The organism is Thiovibrio sp. Mzg5 (assembly GCF_055379285.1).
The window spans coordinates 326,853-341,944 of the sequence record NZ_AP022872.1; the positions used below are offsets into that span (position 1 = coordinate 326,853).

12 protein-coding genes are annotated in these 15,092 nt (G+C 57.2%); 7 read left to right on the forward strand and 5 right to left on the reverse strand.

All coding sequences use genetic code 11. The features are described 5' to 3' along the window. Positions 1-109 precede the first annotated feature (109 nt). Positions 110-1,387 (forward strand): sulfate adenylyltransferase, encoded by a 1,278-nt coding sequence (gene sat, locus ACZ46D_RS01525; protein WP_464928276.1) that lies wholly within the window; start codon positions 110-112, stop codon positions 1,385-1,387. A gap of 83 nt (positions 1,388-1,470) precedes the next feature. Here the strand turns inward: sat and ACZ46D_RS01530 are convergent, their stop codons facing one another. Then, on the reverse strand, positions 1,471-1,941 hold the full coding sequence (locus ACZ46D_RS01530; protein ID WP_464928277.1) for a winged helix-turn-helix domain-containing protein: 471 nt from the start codon (positions 1,939-1,941) through the stop codon (positions 1,471-1,473). Positions 1,942-2,190: 249 nt separating this feature from the next. Between ACZ46D_RS01530 and aroB the strand changes: the two genes are divergently transcribed. Beyond that, positions 2,191-3,270 (forward strand): 3-dehydroquinate synthase, encoded by a 1,080-nt coding sequence (gene aroB, locus ACZ46D_RS01535; protein WP_464928278.1) that lies wholly within the window; start codon positions 2,191-2,193, stop codon positions 3,268-3,270. Between the two features lie 6 nt (positions 3,271-3,276). On the opposite strand, the gene ACZ46D_RS01540 is transcribed toward aroB, so the two are convergent. Then, complete coding sequence (locus ACZ46D_RS01540) at positions 3,277-5,610, reverse strand: formylglycine-generating enzyme family protein (protein ID WP_464928279.1); 2,334 nt, start codon at positions 5,608-5,610, stop codon at positions 3,277-3,279. A gap of 212 nt (positions 5,611-5,822) precedes the next feature. Here ACZ46D_RS01540 and ACZ46D_RS01545 point away from each other — a divergent pair, with 212 nt between their 5' ends. Then, positions 5,823-8,516: a DNA topoisomerase gene (locus ACZ46D_RS01545; protein WP_464928280.1), complete on the forward strand. Its 2,694-nt coding sequence runs from the start codon at positions 5,823-5,825 to the stop codon at positions 8,514-8,516. Positions 8,517-8,556: 40 nt separating this feature from the next. On the opposite strand, the gene ACZ46D_RS01550 is transcribed toward ACZ46D_RS01545, so the two are convergent. Then, entirely contained in the window at positions 8,557-9,126 is a 570-nt protein-coding gene (locus ACZ46D_RS01550) for a phospholipase D-like domain-containing protein (RefSeq protein ID WP_464928281.1), read from the reverse strand. A 26-nt stretch (positions 9,127-9,152) separates the two neighbouring features. Next, positions 9,153-10,877 (reverse strand): FAD-dependent oxidoreductase, encoded by a 1,725-nt coding sequence (locus ACZ46D_RS01555; RefSeq protein WP_464928282.1) that lies wholly within the window; start codon positions 10,875-10,877, stop codon positions 9,153-9,155. Between the two features lie 242 nt (positions 10,878-11,119). Here ACZ46D_RS01555 and ACZ46D_RS01560 point away from each other — a divergent pair, with 242 nt between their 5' ends. Genes ACZ46D_RS01560 through ACZ46D_RS01570 form a run of 3 tightly spaced genes read left to right on the forward strand, consistent with a single transcriptional unit; the run spans position 11,120 to position 13,024 of the window. Next, positions 11,120-11,530, forward strand: coding sequence for a DUF302 domain-containing protein (locus ACZ46D_RS01560; protein ID WP_464928283.1), 411 nt, complete (start codon positions 11,120-11,122; stop codon positions 11,528-11,530). A gap of 54 nt (positions 11,531-11,584) precedes the next feature. Further along, positions 11,585-12,571, forward strand: coding sequence for an arsenic resistance protein (locus tag ACZ46D_RS01565; protein WP_464928284.1), 987 nt, complete (start codon positions 11,585-11,587; stop codon positions 12,569-12,571). A 48-nt stretch (positions 12,572-12,619) separates the two neighbouring features. Then, entirely contained in the window at positions 12,620-13,024 is a 405-nt protein-coding gene (locus ACZ46D_RS01570; protein ID WP_464928285.1) for a NifB/NifX family molybdenum-iron cluster-binding protein, read from the forward strand. Positions 13,025-13,026: 2 nt separating this feature from the next. Here ACZ46D_RS01570 and ACZ46D_RS01575 read toward each other — a convergent pair whose 3' ends face one another. Next, entirely contained in the window at positions 13,027-13,332 is a 306-nt protein-coding gene (locus ACZ46D_RS01575) for a DUF134 domain-containing protein (protein ID WP_464928286.1), read from the reverse strand. Between the two features lie 467 nt (positions 13,333-13,799). On the opposite strand from ACZ46D_RS01575, the gene dsrA reads away from it, so the two are divergent. Then, on the forward strand, positions 13,800-15,080 hold the full coding sequence (dsrA, locus tag ACZ46D_RS01580) for a dissimilatory-type sulfite reductase subunit alpha (protein ID WP_464928287.1): 1,281 nt from the start codon (positions 13,800-13,802) through the stop codon (positions 15,078-15,080). The last annotated feature ends 12 nt before the right edge of the window (positions 15,081-15,092 follow it).

Genomic DNA, 15,092 nt, shown 5'->3' on the forward strand with positions numbered 1-15,092 from the left:
TCTTGACAATTATTGGGCCCTCTCGTATACCTGATCGGCAAACTGAATGTGTGTTCAACTTTACCATAATATTTTCAATCCTCATTAATTGACACAAGGAGACTCGATCATGTCTAAGTTAGTCGCTCCCCATGGTGGAAAAGGTCTGGTATGCTGTTTGCTGCACGGCAGTGAGCGTACCGCTGAGCAGGAAAAGGCCAAGGGCCTCAAGAAGATCAAAATCAGCGCCCGCGCCAAAGGCGACCTGATCATGATGGGCATCGGCGGTTTTTCTCCGCTGAATGGCTTCATGAACAAGGCCGACTGGAAGGGCGTTGTTGAGAATTTCACCATGGCTGACGGCACCTTCTGGCCCCTGCCCATCACCCTGGATGTCTCCAAGGCCGATGCCGATGCAATCAAGATCGGCGACGAGGTTGCCCTTGAGGCGGATGGCGAGGTTTACGCCACCATGAAGGTCACCGAGAAGTTCGAGATGACCGACGCCGACAAGAAGTGGGAGTGTGAGAAGGTTTTCAAGGGCCAAGGCGAAGAGTCTGCCGATGACAAGTTCTGGGATATCGCACTCAAGGATCATCCCGGCGTTCAGATGGTTATGAAGCAGAAAGAAGTGAACCTGGCCGGCCCGGTTAAGGTTCTCTCCGAGGGCGAGTATCCCGCTAAGTACAAAGGCGTGTACCTGACCCCGGCCGAGACCCGCGCCATGTTCGAAGAGCGTAAGTGGTCCGACATTGCTGCCTTGCAGCTGCGTAACCCCATGCATCGCTCCCATGAGTTCCTGGCCAAGATCGCCATCGAGGTTTGTGACGGCGTCCTGATCCACTCTTTGATCGGCAACCTGAAGGCCGGCGATATTCCTGCCGAGGTTCGCGTTAAGGCCATCGATTGCCTGGTTGAGAACTACTTTGTGAAAGACAACGTCATCCAGGCCGGTTACCCCCTGGATATGCGTTATGCTGGTCCCCGTGAGGCGTTGCTCCATGCAACCTTCCGTCAGAACTACGGCATCACCAAGATGATCATCGGTCGTGACCATGCCGGTGTTGGCGACTTCTACGGCCTGTTTGAGGCTCAGGAAATCTTTGACCGCATCCCGACCAACCTGGCCGAGGGCAAGGCGCTTAAGTGCATGCCGCTGAAGATCGACTGGACCTTCTACTGCCACAAGTGCGATGGTATGGCTTCCCTGCGTACCTGCCCGCACACCAAGGAGGATCGCGTTATCCTTTCCGGCACCAAGCTGCGTAAGGCTCTTTCCGAGGGCAAAGAGGTTGTTGACCACTTTGGCCGCGAAGAGGTTCTGGTTATCCTGCGCGCATACTATGCTACTTTGACCGAGAAGGTTGAGGTCAAGATGCAGGGCGCTGCTTCCGGTTCCGCAATGTAAGATTGCTGTACCTGAATTGCTGTATATAAAAAAAGGAGATGCCTTTCGGCATCTCCTTTTTTTTGTCGATTTTTGTAAGATGCTTAGAGGATGGAAACCTTGGCGCCGTCCTTGGAAAAGGCGATTTTTGCCTCCCGGGCCAGCCAGCCAAGCGCCGCGCCAAGGAGTGGCAGGTTGCCCCTGTTTTTCATGACGCTGGCGATTTTTGCCACCGGGGTTGGGCCGTTTTGGGTGAGGTATTCAAAGATGTCGCCGGCCAGGAAACCGATCTGGCCTTCCACGGTCATGCCTTTGCCCGGCATAAACAGCGGTTCTTTTCCTGGCGCCGCGCAGGGTGTTTTTTTATGGGTGAGTTCGTTCACTTCTTTTTTAACCTTGCCGATGGCAGATTTTACGGTTTTCTCCGCCCTTTTCGCCGCGTCCTTCACGAGTTTTTCCCCAGCCTTCTTCATTTTCTGCCCGGTTTCTTCCACGGTGTGGCTCGACCTGGCCAGGGCTTTACCCACCTTCTTCCCGGCTTCGTTCAATGCGGATTTATTTTTCTTGGCTGCCATGGTTCCCTCCTGCATGATGGATGGTTCATTGTTAGGCGTCTCTGCTATCCAGTCTAGCGATCCTGGGGGCATTGTCAAGAAGGTTGCAATATTGCGCGATTCTTTATAAAGGAAAAGGCGAACGGTACAAGGCTCAAGGCAAACGAGAACAGCAGGTAAGCAAGGCGGAGCTGAGACACCAGGTAAACGAGACGGAGTCGAGACTCCAGGTAAGCGAGACGGAGTCGAGACTCCGAAAGGCGGAAGGATATGCGGACAATTCGAGTTGGTCTTGGCGACAGGGCCTATGACATTTTGATCGAGAACGGGATCCTGGCCTCAATCGGCGCGGATCTCAAGCAGCGTGCCATAGCCAAGCGGTATGTGGTCGTGGCGGATTCCCATGTCGCGGAGCTTTTGGGCGGCAGGCTCATGGCCTCCCTGGCTGCGGCGGGTGTTGCCGCGGAGCTCATTACCTTTCCCCGGGGCGAGGCAAGCAAGCACCTGGCCACGGTTGCCGAACTGGCAAGTAAGCTCGCCCAGATGGGGCTGGACCGCAAAGACGCGCTCATTGCCCTGGGGGGCGGGGTGACCGGAGATATCACCGGTTTTCTTGCCGCCATCTACATGCGGGGCATCCCCTTTATCCAGATTCCCACCACCCTTCTGGCCCAGGTGGACAGCTCGGTGGGGGGGAAGACCGGGGTCGATATTCCGGAGGGCAAGAACCTGGTCGGCGCTTTTTATCAGCCCCGCTGCGTTTACATCGACAGCAATGTTCTCATGTCGCTGCCGTCTGCCGAGCTGTTGAACGGGCTGGCCGAGGTAATCAAGTACGGCGTGATCTATGACGCGGAGTTTTTCCGGTATCTTGCTGAGCAGCGGCAGGCCATCTTGGCTCGGGATCTTGCCGTGCTCGAAGAGGTGATAGCCCGCTGTTGCGAGATCAAGGGTGCAGTGGTAGCGGCGGATGAGCGCGAGGCCGATCTGCGGCGGATCCTGAATTTCGGCCATACCATAGGGCACGCGGTGGAGGCGGCTTCCAATTATGCCATGGCCCATGGTCTGGCGGTTGGGTTGGGGATGGTCGCTGCCTGCCGGCTAGCAACGGGCAAAGGTATTTTCCCGCAGGCCCAGGCCGAGGCGGTATGTCGACTTATTGCCGATTACGGCCTGTCAACGGAGATTCCGCCGGAATTTTCGGCCAGCCAGATCAAGAGTTTCCTGAAAACAGACAAGAAAACCGTGGGGGGGAGGCCATTTTTTGTGCTGCCCACGGAGATCGGCAAGGTTGTGATCACCGATGCGGTGAGTGGGGAGTTGATTGATAGCGTTTTGGGCGCCAGCTGACAGCTGTCATACCGCACAGCGAAAGCCGATGGTATTTGTCCAGTATTTTCCCCGTTCGATTTGCCGCCAGGCCGCAGTCACGGTTCCGCCGGTTATCCAGGAACCGCCCTTGAGGATGTAGACCCTTTCCCCTGATCGGCCCGGCTGTATGTCTGCCTGTTCGGCGTGGGGGGTGGAGGTCCATTCGGCAACATTGCCCAGCAGGTCGTGGATGCCGAATGGGCTCATGGCCTTGCGGCCGTAATGCTCAACCGAGGTTGTGGCGCCGAAGCAGGCGGCTTCGAAATTGCCGAAATCGGCCAGCCATCTGTCGCCCCAGGGAAAGAGCTGGCCGTTTGCGCCACGGGCCGCGGCTTCCCATTCCTCTTCCGTGGGCAACCGTTTACCCGCCCAGGCGGCAAAGGCCATGGCATCGTTGTGGCTGACCTGCACCACCGGGTGGTTGTGCCTGCCCTCCAAGCTGCTGTCCGGCCCGGCAGGATGGCGCCAGTTTGCCCCGCTCACATGCCGGGCAATGGTTCCCTGGGTCAGGCTGAAGATCTCCCTGCCGGTTTCCGGGTCTGTTCGGTTGGTGCAGCGGCCTTCGAAAACAATGCCGTAGCCCGCTTCCTCCGCATCGGTTGTATATCCTGTTTCCCGGACAAACATGTCGAACAGGTCGTTGGTCACGGGCGCTTGGCCAAGGTAGAAATCATGGAGCATGACTTTGCGCAGGGGTTGTTCCAGCCCTTTGGGACTGGCGCTGCCCACCAGATAGGCGCCGGCCGGAATCTTGATGAATTTCGGCATGAAACGCTCCAGGATCTGATTGATAAACTCCTCCTGGGTTTCCCGGAGCAAGTCCCCTTGATTCACCGCTTCTTCCGCTTCGATGTATTTTGAGAGAACCTCCAGTGGGGTTGGTTGATGGGCTTTTTCTCCTAGTGGTTCTGCTGATTCTTCAATTTCTTCCAGGTCCTCTTCTTCGAGAATTTCCACCTCCTCGTCGAGAACCTCCACCTCTTCGGTGAGTCCTTCCTCCGCCAGCCCGCCTATCTCCGCGCCCAGACCTTCGATCGGGGGAGCCTCTTCTGCAAGAACCTCCTCCAACTCGTCGGCATCGAGGATTTCCACCTCCTCGTCAAGAAGTTCGGTGTTATCCAGGTTTTCGCCCGCGACCTCTTCGATGGCGTCCTCGTCGAGAACCTCCACCTCTTCGGTGAGTCCTTCCTCCGCCAGCCCGCCTATCTCCGCGCCCAGACCCTCGGTCGGGGGAGCCTCTTCTGCAAGAACCTCCTCCAACTCGTCGGCATCGAGGATTTCCACCTCCTCGTCAAGAAGTTCGGTATTATCCAGATCTTCGCCCGCGACCTCTTCGATGGCGTCCTCGTCGAGAACCTCCACCTCTTCGGTGAGTCCTTCCTCTGCCAGCCCGCCTATCTCCGCGCCCAGGCCTTCTGTCGGGGGAGCCTCTTCTGCAAACACCTCCTCCAGTTCATCGGCATCGAGGATTTCCACCTCCTCGTCAAGAAGTTCGGTATTATCCAGATCTTCGCCCACGACCTCTTCGATGGCGTCCTCGTCGAGAACCTCCACCTCTTCGGTGAGTCCTTCCTCTGCCAGCTCGCCTTCTTCCGCGCCCAGGCCTTCGATCGGGGGAGCCTCTTCCTCAAACACCTCCTCCAACTCGTCGGCATCGAGGATTTCCACTTCTTCGTCGAGAATCTCCACCTCTTCCGTGAGCGATTCCTCGGTCGCCCCGGTTTCTTCCCCTGTGCCAGGGAGGCTGCCTCCCCCCGGCCCTGCAGTTTCGGGAATGTCTTCTCCTGGGCCTGCCTTTGGTTCAAGACCGGCTATCTTGCGTAATTTTTTCTCCGTTTCTTCAAATTCCGCCAGCAGATCCTTGACCTCCTCGGTGTTCTGATCCTTGATATTTTCGGAAAAGAACTTTTTGAAGGCCGCGAACATGTCGTGCAGCAGATGCGGGGAGTTTGGCGAAATCCCCATCTGTTTGAGGAGATCATCCTTGCGTTCTTCGGAAACAATGAAGACATTGTCCCGGCCGAGAATGATGCCGGCCTGATTTTTCCCTGCCTTGTCGAGCTCCTTGAGGGATTTATTGAGTGCGGACTTGAGGGAGCTGAAGTTTTTCTTTTTGGCTTTGAATTCGTCGCCCTTGCAAGGCCCCCAAATTTTGTGGACGAGCTCGTCGGTGGGGATGCTGGTGATGGACTGCAAAGAAAGCTCGTCAACGAAATACGAGCGGATAACCTTTGCCAGCTCCGCCTTGAGGGTTCCCGGTTTCAGCGCCAGGTTGTCAAAGGTTTCATCGATGCCTTGGAGAGTGAACAGGGAAGGCATGGGGGCTCCGGTTCAAAGGGTTGGATAGCTGCGGAAAGGCTGAACGCCGGTTTTTCCCGGGGTGGCGACTTCTTCTCAAGGCCATCATAATTCATTGTGTAAAATCGTTGCAGATTATATGCTATTTTTCGTGAAGGAAACGGAATTCCTTCACTGTTTTTTTGTGAGACAAGGCCTTTTTATTGTTGGAAAATTCGTGGGGAGAGAGCTGCATGGCAAAGCCCGTAGTCATTGTCGAGGTGGCGGCCAAGGCTAAAACCTTGGAAGATCAGCTTGGTGGAGAAGTGGAAACCATCCTGGTGCAGGCGGCTCCGGCCAAGGCGACCTATGTCCTTCCCCAAGACCATATGCATCGGGAAAAGCCGCATTTCGATTTTGCCCCGGAGGCCAAGGAAAAAATGTTTTTGGACAGGCTTCGGGCCTGTCAGGGCCGGGAAATATATCTTGCCCTTGATGGCGATTGGCGGGGGGAGTTTTGGACCTGGTTGATCAACGGCTATTGGGCCATGGTCGCCCCCGGCAGTAAACAGCCCCAAAGGCTCGGGTTGACGGGCCTTGCCGGAGAGGCGCTCCATGGCTCCTTTCGGCGGGTGGAGCCGGTCAGCGATGAGAAGGGCGCGGCGACCTATGTCAAGATGTTGTTCGAATCCTATCTTGGGAGGCACCTGCAACGCCTTTTGGGCAGCCGCACCGGTCCCAATGGCCTCCCGCTTACTTATCCGAGTCTCACCACCATTTTTCTGCTGGCAGAGAGGGAAACCGAGATTCGGATGTACACTCCGATCGCCAGATGGAAAGTAAAGGTCAAGACCAGCAGTGAGGCTGGGGACTATATTCTCAGTCTGCATGAGGCATACGGGGTCACGGACGACGGTTTTTTGCGCAACGAAAAAGAGGTGCATACCGCCATCAACCTGTTTAACAATGCCTCGTTTCAGGTCCGCGAAGTGGCGGGTTCTCCCCTTGCCGTTGCTCCGCCGGAGCCGTATCGTTTCATGGAACTGCTGCGGGACGCGGTTGCGCAGGGGGGCCTTTCGCCGCTCGCGGCAATGACCGCGATCCGCAATCTCTATTACGGCGTGCAGGTGGATGGCCGCTGGCTGGGGCTGGTCACCGCCTTTCTCCCCCCGGCCATGGAGCAGGATGCCTCTGTCGCCTTGTTTGCCAAGATCAGGGAACAGGTTGGCAAAAGGCTGGGCGCGGCTTGTCTGGGGCCGGAAACCAGCCCGGAAAATACCAGGGGCCTGATTCTGCCCACCGAGCCTGCCCTTGGCCCGGAGGAGCTTTCCGGGAAACTGGGGGCGGCCGAAGATAAAATCTACCGGCTGGTCTGGGCCAGAGCCCTGGCGAGCCAAATGAAAGAGGCGCAAGGGGAGCTTCTCGCGGTGACGGTGGAGGCTGGGGAAGACTGCCTCTTTCAGGGCAGCACCAAGGTTTTGTCTGATAAGGGGTTTCTTGCCATCTATCCCGGCTGTCAGGAGCATGAACTTCTGGCGCCTCCCTCTCCGCTGGCAGGTGTGCAACCCGGGCAGCCGCTGCGCTGTGTGCAGATCATCCCGGAAAAAAATACCGGCCTTCCTCCCGAATATTACAGCTTTGAGGGTCTGGCCGCCGATCTTGCCGATTTCGCCTTGGAAATCGACCCGATGACCGTGGCCATGCTCCAGCAGATGCTTGACAACAATTATCTCCGAATGATGCCGGACGGGTCTTTCCGCTGCGCCGAGAACACCATCAAGCTTGTCAGCGTTATGAACCGGGCCTTTCCGACCATGAAGGGGATTCAGCTTTCCGCCTATCTGGCCCAGACCATCGAGGAGGCGGTGAGCGGTAGAAAACTCCTGACCTTCGCCTTGCAACAGTTTGATCAGACCATGATGATGCGAGGTGAGGTGCTGGTGAAAATGGCGGTGCCGGTTGCCACCCAGAAACGGGGCATCAGTTCGCGCAGTGTTATCAGGCTCCCGGAAGAAGGGGCGCCCGCAACGGTCCAGGCAGAGAAAGGGGAGCGGGATGTTCCCGTTTCGGAGCCGCCTGTGGCGGCAGGGGCGGCTGCGCCGCCGCCGGAAACTGGGATGGAGGAGGTAGTTGCCCCGACACCAGCAGCCGAGCCCCCAGCGGAGGAGGCCGCGCAAGCCTTGTCGGCGCAGGGGGATGATTTTGCGCGCGGCGTAGCGGAACCGGGCGAGATCAAGAGTGAAGAGGTTGATTCCGGCAAGGAGGAGGATCAGGAACCTATTGCCCTGGATGAAGCTGCGGCGACGGAACAGGTTGCCTCTCCTGAGCTTGCCGCAGCCACGGAAAAGATGTTTGCCGAGGCTGCGACCACCATCGAAGAGCCTGAACCTCCACCGGCAAAGGAGGAAGTTTCTCCTGCCGTCAAATCAGGACCAGCTGCGGCGGAGCCGGTTAAGGCATGTCCCGACTGCGGCAGGGTATTGTTGCTAAAGGAAGATCGTTTTGGCAAGTACTGGTACTGTTCGGGGCATCCCGAGTGCCGACATTCTGAATCCTACGAAAAAGACGGCGGGGAGGGGCTGCTCTGCCCGGTCTGCCAAATTGGCACTGTGGTGACCAAGCACACGCCGACTGGGAAGATTTTTTATGTCTGTCCCGAGCAGGATTGTGAATTCATGGCCTGGTCCAAGCCCCACGCCATTGCCTGTCAGGTATGCGATTCACCGTTTTTGGTGGAAAAAAAGAATCTTGATGGCAGGCTCTCCCTGCGATGCCCCAGGGCCGGCTGTACCTTCACGCGGCCTCTGGCCGGCAGTGGCGGCGCGGAGCAGGAGCCTGCTGTTGCTGCGCCGCTGAGAAAGAAGGTGCTGGTGCGCCGCGTTGCTCCGGGCAGCGGGGGTACTGGCGGGGCGACGAAAAAGGTCCGGATTGTCAGGAGGAAGACGTGAAAAGCAACAGCTGCCAGCTTAAAAAGCTATCAGCTGGCTTTTACTTGAGGATTGTGTCCAGGTAGGCCAGAATCTCCCCGGCGAGGGGAGGGTTGTCAAGCAGCAGGGAAAACTCATGGTTGTACTTGAGGGCCGACTGGGTGAGATTGTGGCTTCCCACCAGACAGTAGCGGCGATCGATGACCGCCAGCTTGGCATGCGTTGTCCGCTCAGGCGAGTCGAAAAAAACCGAGACCCCGCCTTTTCTTAAGGCTTGGGCCGTCTCCTGGTTTGCCCGGTTGAGGGCCGGGTCATGGCTGGAATATTCCAGGATAACCCGCACCTCCACCCCCCGTTGTCTCGCCGCCACCAGTTCCTTGACAAGCCCTGCCGGTCGGTTGTCTCTGGCCGGGCTTGTTTTAAAAAGAAACATGGCGAGATCGATACGCTGGGTCGCGCTTTTGATCAGGGCGGTCAGGGTGTCGCCATAGGCCGCATCGGTCAGGGCTTGGACTGCGCCGGGTTGGGCGAGTTTTTTTGCCGCAGGGACGGGGCTGGCCGCCAGAGCCGGGCCTGCGGCAAGCAGGCAAAACAGGAGGATGGCCGTCATGGATATCGGGCTGGCGCTCATCCTCCTTTGCGGGGTGGCTGGAGAAATCAGCTGGGCCACCAGGCTACGCCCATCCGGCGGATGAGGTTGAAGCCGCCGCCCAGGACCAGGTTGTTGGTCAGCCCCACATGGTCCAGAAAGATCTGGATCTCGGAAGAGCGGGTGCCTGCGTCGCAGATGATGAGCATGGTCTTGTTCTTGGGCAACTCCGTATGGCGCTCCCGGATCTCAATGTAGGGGAGGGAGAGCCATCTGTCCTTGCCGTATTTCTCGACAAAGGGTCCGGCCTCGTTGGGGTGGCGGAGATCGAGGGCCACCCAGTCCGGCTGACCGCTAAAATCGTCCATCCAATTGAGAAACTCCCTGGTGCTCACATAGCGCAACCGTCCGGCGGCCAGGTTGTCGGCCACGTTGGCCGTGGCGTTCAAGGCGTCGAGGGCCGTGGCAAAGGGCGGGGCATAGGCCATTTCCAGCTGGCTGAGGTCATCGATGGTGCCCCCCTGGCCGATGATCCCGGCGGCCGCATCGATCCGGGCCAGCACCGCGTCGCTCATGGGGCCGAAGCCCTGGCAGCCGAGAACCTTGCGGGTCTTGGTGTCAAAGATGATCCGGAGCGGGATCACGGCTTGGCTGGGGAAGAAATGGGCCCGGTCCGACTGGGCCGTGGTCACGGCGGCAGCGGCAAAGCCTTCGGCCAGGGCCGCATCCAAGGAAAGGCCGGTGGCGGCGATGCAGCGTTCGAAGGCCTTCATGATGAAGCTGCCGATCCAGCCTTTGTATTTGGTGGGGATGCCGGCCAGATTGTCCCCCACGATCCTGCCTTCGCGGTTGGCCAGCGAGCCCATGGGGGCGATGGAGCCCTTGCCGGTGATGATATTTTTCACCTCGATGCAGTCCCCGGCCGCATAGATGTTCGGGTCCGAGGTTTGCAGCCGTTCGTTGACCACGATGTTGCCCATGCCTGAGACGAGCAGCCCGGCTGCCTGGGCCAGTTCGCTTCTTGCCTTAACCCCCACGGCCATCACGACCAGATCCGCCTCCAGGGTTCGGTTGGGGGTGACCACCCGGCAGACCTTGCCGTCTTTGCCCTCAATGGCCGAGGCCCCCTCGCCGGTGAATACCGCCACCCCGCTTTCCTTGAGATGCGTTTCCAGCATGCGGGCGAAATCCCAGTCCACCAGCCGGGGCATGATCTGGGGCATGAATTCGAGGATGGTGGTTTCGAGGCCCCACAGTTCGGTGAAGGCCTCGGCCATCTCGATGCCGATGGCGCCGCCGCCGATGACCACCGCCCGGCTCACCTCGCCCTTGGCGATCCGCTCCTTGATGGCAATGGCCTTGTGCAGGTCGCTGATGGTGAACACCCCGTCCAGGTCCGCGCCGGGAATGGGCAGGACATTGGGCCGGGCGCCGGTGGCAAGGACCAGATTGTCGTAGGGGATGGACTCCTGCGCGCCGGAGGTGAGATCCTCAACGAGCACGAGTTTTTGCTGCCGGTCGATAGCCAGGACCAGGGTGTTGGTCCTGGCCGTGACCCCCTTGGCCTTGAGAAAGAAGGTCTCATCCCGGGTCATGTGGAAGCTGGTGTTGCGCAGCTCCTTTTCATCGGAGACATCGCCGGAAACATAGTAGGGGATGCCGCAGCCTCCGTAGGAGATCAGGCTGTCCTGATCGATGATGGTCACCTCGGCATCGGGCAGCAGGCGTTTTACCCGGCAGGCGGATTTAGGTCCGGCGGCAACCCCGCCGATGATTACGATTTTTTTCCCCATGGCAACAGTCCTTATTATGAAAAGTGAGTACCAGTATTATGACGTCCGAATGCGCGATAGCCTATCGCGCTTGACGGTTTCTGTCAAACCTTTCGGATGGCTGTTTAAATGTTTTCTTTTTTACTTAATTTCTAGCTTGACACCCGGTTTCCCCTTGTTTATTGTGGGCATATGCACAGAATAAGATTGCGGGTGGTTGCCCGTAATTTCAGGCAAATCAGGAAGAATGAAAGGAGCGAGTCATGCAGCAGGAAGATCTGTACGTTGCGGAAACCAGCAAATCCCCGGCGGATTTCGCCCGGGATTTCGATCGGGTCGCCGGGAAATACGGCTTTATCATTAACAACGCCGAGACCATGGATATGGGTAAAACCTTTCGGGCGCACGGGGCAGAAGCCGGAGCGGATTTCGATCTGCACATGATCCAGATCTGCAAACCGGAAAAGGCGGCAAAAAGTCTGGCCGCAAATCCGGAACGCGCTGTCCTGATGCCCAAGTTCGTCATGGCTTTTTCCAAGGATGGCACGACCCAGCTGCGATTCTTGGGTTACAACGGCGGGGACATCAGCGCGGTGATCGACGATGAGGTTTTTCCCGGTTCGTTGGCCGAATCCTTCCAGAAGATTCGCGAGATGATCGACGAGGCGCGATAAGCGGAAGGGGCGACGTTTTTTTTATGTAAATTCGAGATCGCGAGGAACATCCCCATGTGGAATTTTTTGATCAAGATCAACAAGCGGCTGGTGGTGGTCATTCCGGCCATGATGGCGGCGGGCTACCTGTTCGGACTCAGCGCTGCCCCGGCATCCTTAAGCATTCTCAAGGGTCTGATCCTGCCGTTCACCTTTCTCATGGTCTACCCCATGATGGTGACCCTGAACATCAAGGCCTTGCAGGACGGGATCAAGAATGTCAGGTTGCAGCTTTCCGCCCAGTGTATCAACTTTCTCGTGGTTCCCTTTGTTGCCTATGGTCTGGGGCTTGTTTTCTTCCGGGACCAGCCGTACATGGCTCTGGGGCTGCTCCTTGCCTCCCTGCTGCCCACCAGCGGCATGACCATCTCCTGGACCGGTTTTGCTAAGGGGAATTTGGCCGCCGCCGTCAACATGACCGTTATCGGTCTCACCTTAGGCTCACTGGCCACCCCTTTCTATGTGCAGGCGCTCATGGGCGCCAGGGTGGATGTTGACCTGGTGCTGGTGGTGAAGCAGATCATGATCATTGTCTTTCTCCCCATGCTGCTTGGTTATCTCACCCGGCAGGTGTTTTTAAAAAAATATGGGGAGCAGGAATTTAAAAAGACCTGGGCGGTCCGTTTTCCCTCCCTGTCCACGGTGGGGGTGTTGGGCATTGTTTTTGTGGCTATTGCCCTGAAAGCCAGGGGGATCTCGGAAAATCCGGCCATTCTCGGGGGGATCTTGGTGCCGCTGCTCATTATGTATGGATTGAATTTCGGCCTGAGCACCGTGGTCGGCAGAATGTTTTTTAATCGCGGCGACGCCATCGCCCTGGTGTACGGCACGGTGATGCGCAACCTGTCCATTGCTCTGGCTATTGCCATCAATGCCTTCGGGACCAAGGGCGCAGATGCCGCCCTGGTTATCGCGGTATCTTATATTATCCAGGTTCAGTCCGCAGCCTGGTATGTGAAATTCAGCGACAGGATTTTCGGGCCAGCGCCCGGTGCGGAATAAAAGGGCTAAAAAAATCAAACACGTTGCAAGACGGAAAGGAGAAATATCATGGGCAAGAAACGGATAGCTGTTCCCTCAAACAACCCTGGCGGATTAGAGGGTGGACGTTCCGAGCACTTCGGGCATTGTGACCTGTTCACCCTGATCGATGTGGAAAACGGCAAGGTGGTTGGGGTGAATACGGTTGCCACTGTCGCGCATGGCGCAGGCGGCTGCATGGAGCCGGTGGGCATGCTGAAAGAACATGGGGTGCAAGCCATTCTCGTGGCGGGGATGGGGGCGAGACCGCTACAGGGCTTCGCTCAGGTTGGCATTGAGGTCTACTTTGCCGCCCGGCATGCCTTTGCAACGGTTGCCGAGGTTGTGTCCGGCATGCTCGAAAACAAGCTGATTCTGATGGAACCCACCCAGGCCTGCAAGGGTGGCGGCAACTGCCATGGTGAGGGGCACTGAACTCACTCCTTGATTTCTTTCTGGAGCGCTGGGCTGTCCTCGATGATGAGGGCCGCACCCTCCACCAACGCCTGGGCGACCTTGCGCCGGGCCATGGTCAGAATTCTCTGCACCGTTCCCCGGGATATTCCCATGCTGCGTCCGGCCTGCTCCTGGGTCAAGCCCTGCAAGTCACAGAGCCGCAAGGCTTCTAGCTCATCCTGGAGAAGAGGGATGTGCTTCAATTCTGCCAGGGGGATGCGGGTGGGCTTAAAGGCTTTACCGCATATGGCGCCTTCGCAATGGCGTATTTTTTTTGGTCTCGGCACGGGAACTTCCTCACGGGTAAGCCATCGTAACAAAATAACTTGGGTGTCGTCTGTATGACAAGAGCGGCTTGGCTTTAAGGAGTGGCTTCACTGTACAGGAAAAAAAAGAGGAGATAAACCCCTTCGTGTGCTTGCTGGTTCAGGAGAAAAAAATCACAGCAAATGGGGATTCCTCCAGCGCTGGATTGTCTTCGGTAATCAGACCGTTAATGCCCGTGTGGTAAGGGAAGAGCGTAAAGAGCCATGCGGAGGAAAACAGGTGCTGAAAACATGTCATTTTTTATTGACAAAGAGTGCGTCACTGGCTATGGTCCTCTGACTGAATCACTGTTCACATTTTGCAAGTAGTTACAATCGCCCTGCCTCGAAAGCCCCTCCTTGTGCTGCGAGTGGGAAATAACGGTGCGGGGCGAACTGTTTATTTATTGGAAACCTATTAATTTACCTTAGTAAGGGAGGAATCGACAATGCCGAAGCATGATACGCCTTTGTTGGACGAGCTCGAAAAAGGCCCGTGGCCGAGTTTCGTCACTGACCTGAAGCGTCAGGCAGAGAAAAAACCCGAATGTTTTGACATTCTGGGTCAGCTTGAGCTGTCTTTCAGGGACAAGATTACCCATTGGAAACACGGCGGCATCGTCGGTGTTTTCGGTTACGGCGGCGGTATTGTTGGCCGTTATTCGGATGTGCCGGAGAGGTTCCCCGGCGTGGCTCACTTCCACACCGTACGTCTGAACCAGCCTTCCAGTAAGTTTTACAACAGCGCGAAACTTCGCGACATCTGTAACCTCTGGGAGAAGTACGGTTCCGGTATGACCAACATGCACGGTTCCACCGGCGACCTGGTTCTGCTCGGCACCACCACCCCGAACCTGGAGCCCCTGTTCTACGAACTGACCCACGATCTGAATCAGGATCTCGGCGGTTCCGGCTCCAACCTGCGTACCCCTGAGTGCTGTCTCGGCCGGGCCCGTTGCGAGTGGGGTTGCTACGACACCCAGAATCTCTGCCACAGCCTGACCATGCATTATCAGGACGAAATCCATCGTCCCGCGTTCCCCTACAAGTTCAAATTTAAATTCTCCGGTTGTCCCAACGACTGTGTTGCCGCCATTGCCCGTTCCGACTTTGCTGTTATCGGCACCTGGCGTGATGATATTCGCATTGATCAGGCTGCGGTCAAGGGCTACATCAAGGGCGAATTCATCCCCAACGCCGGCGCACATTCCGGCAAAGACTGGGGCAAGTTCGACATCAAGGCCGAGGTTCTTGACCTTTGCCCCACCGGTTGCATGTGGATGGAAGGCGATACCCTCAAGATCGACAACTCCGAATGCACCCGTTGTATGCATTGCCTCAACGTAATGCCCCGCGCACTGCGTCCCGGAGCAAAGCAGGGTGCAACCATCTGTGTCGGCGCCAAGGCCCCGATCCTTGATGGTGCCCAGTTCGCCACCATGACCATTCCCTTCATCGAGGTTAATCCGGAAACCGAATTCGCCGAGATCATCGAAGTGATCGAGAAGATTTGGGATTGGTGGATGGAAGTCGGCAAAAACCGTGAGCGTGTTGGTGAGACCATCATGCGTATCGGTCTGCCCACCTTCCTCAAGGTTATGGAAGTTACGCCCGTGCCGCAGCATGTGAAAGAGCCCCGTTCCAACCCCTATGTGTTCTGGCAGGAAGACGAGGTTGAAGGCGGCTTTGAGCGTGATGTTGTTGAATTCCGTAAGCGTAACGCCCAGTAAGGTGCGTGGCTG

Excerpts from the sequence above, each read along its gene's own strand:
- aroB (WP_464928278.1), top strand. The coding sequence starts at position 2,191 with ATGCGGACAATTCGAGTTGGTCTTGGCGACAGGGCCTATGACATTTTG.
- ACZ46D_RS01530 (WP_464928277.1), bottom strand. The coding sequence starts at position 1,941 with ATGGCAGCCAAGAAAAATAAATCCGCATTGAACGAAGCCGGGAAGAAG.
- ACZ46D_RS01570 (WP_464928285.1), top strand. The coding sequence starts at position 12,620 with ATGGGCAAGAAACGGATAGCTGTTCCCTCAAACAACCCTGGCGGATTA.
- sat (WP_464928276.1), top strand. The coding sequence starts at position 110 with ATGTCTAAGTTAGTCGCTCCCCATGGTGGAAAAGGTCTGGTATGCTGT.
- dsrA (WP_464928287.1), top strand. The coding sequence starts at position 13,800 with ATGCCGAAGCATGATACGCCTTTGTTGGACGAGCTCGAAAAAGGCCCG.
- ACZ46D_RS01555 (WP_464928282.1), bottom strand. The coding sequence starts at position 10,877 with ATGGGGAAAAAAATCGTAATCATCGGCGGGGTTGCCGCCGGACCTAAA.
- ACZ46D_RS01550 (WP_464928281.1), bottom strand. The coding sequence starts at position 9,126 with ATGAGCGCCAGCCCGATATCCATGACGGCCATCCTCCTGTTTTGCCTG.
- ACZ46D_RS01540 (WP_464928279.1), bottom strand. The coding sequence starts at position 5,610 with ATGCCTTCCCTGTTCACTCTCCAAGGCATCGATGAAACCTTTGACAAC.
- ACZ46D_RS01545 (WP_464928280.1), top strand. The coding sequence starts at position 5,823 with ATGGCAAAGCCCGTAGTCATTGTCGAGGTGGCGGCCAAGGCTAAAACC.
- ACZ46D_RS01565 (WP_464928284.1), top strand. The coding sequence starts at position 11,585 with ATGTGGAATTTTTTGATCAAGATCAACAAGCGGCTGGTGGTGGTCATT.
- ACZ46D_RS01560 (WP_464928283.1), top strand. The coding sequence starts at position 11,120 with ATGCAGCAGGAAGATCTGTACGTTGCGGAAACCAGCAAATCCCCGGCG.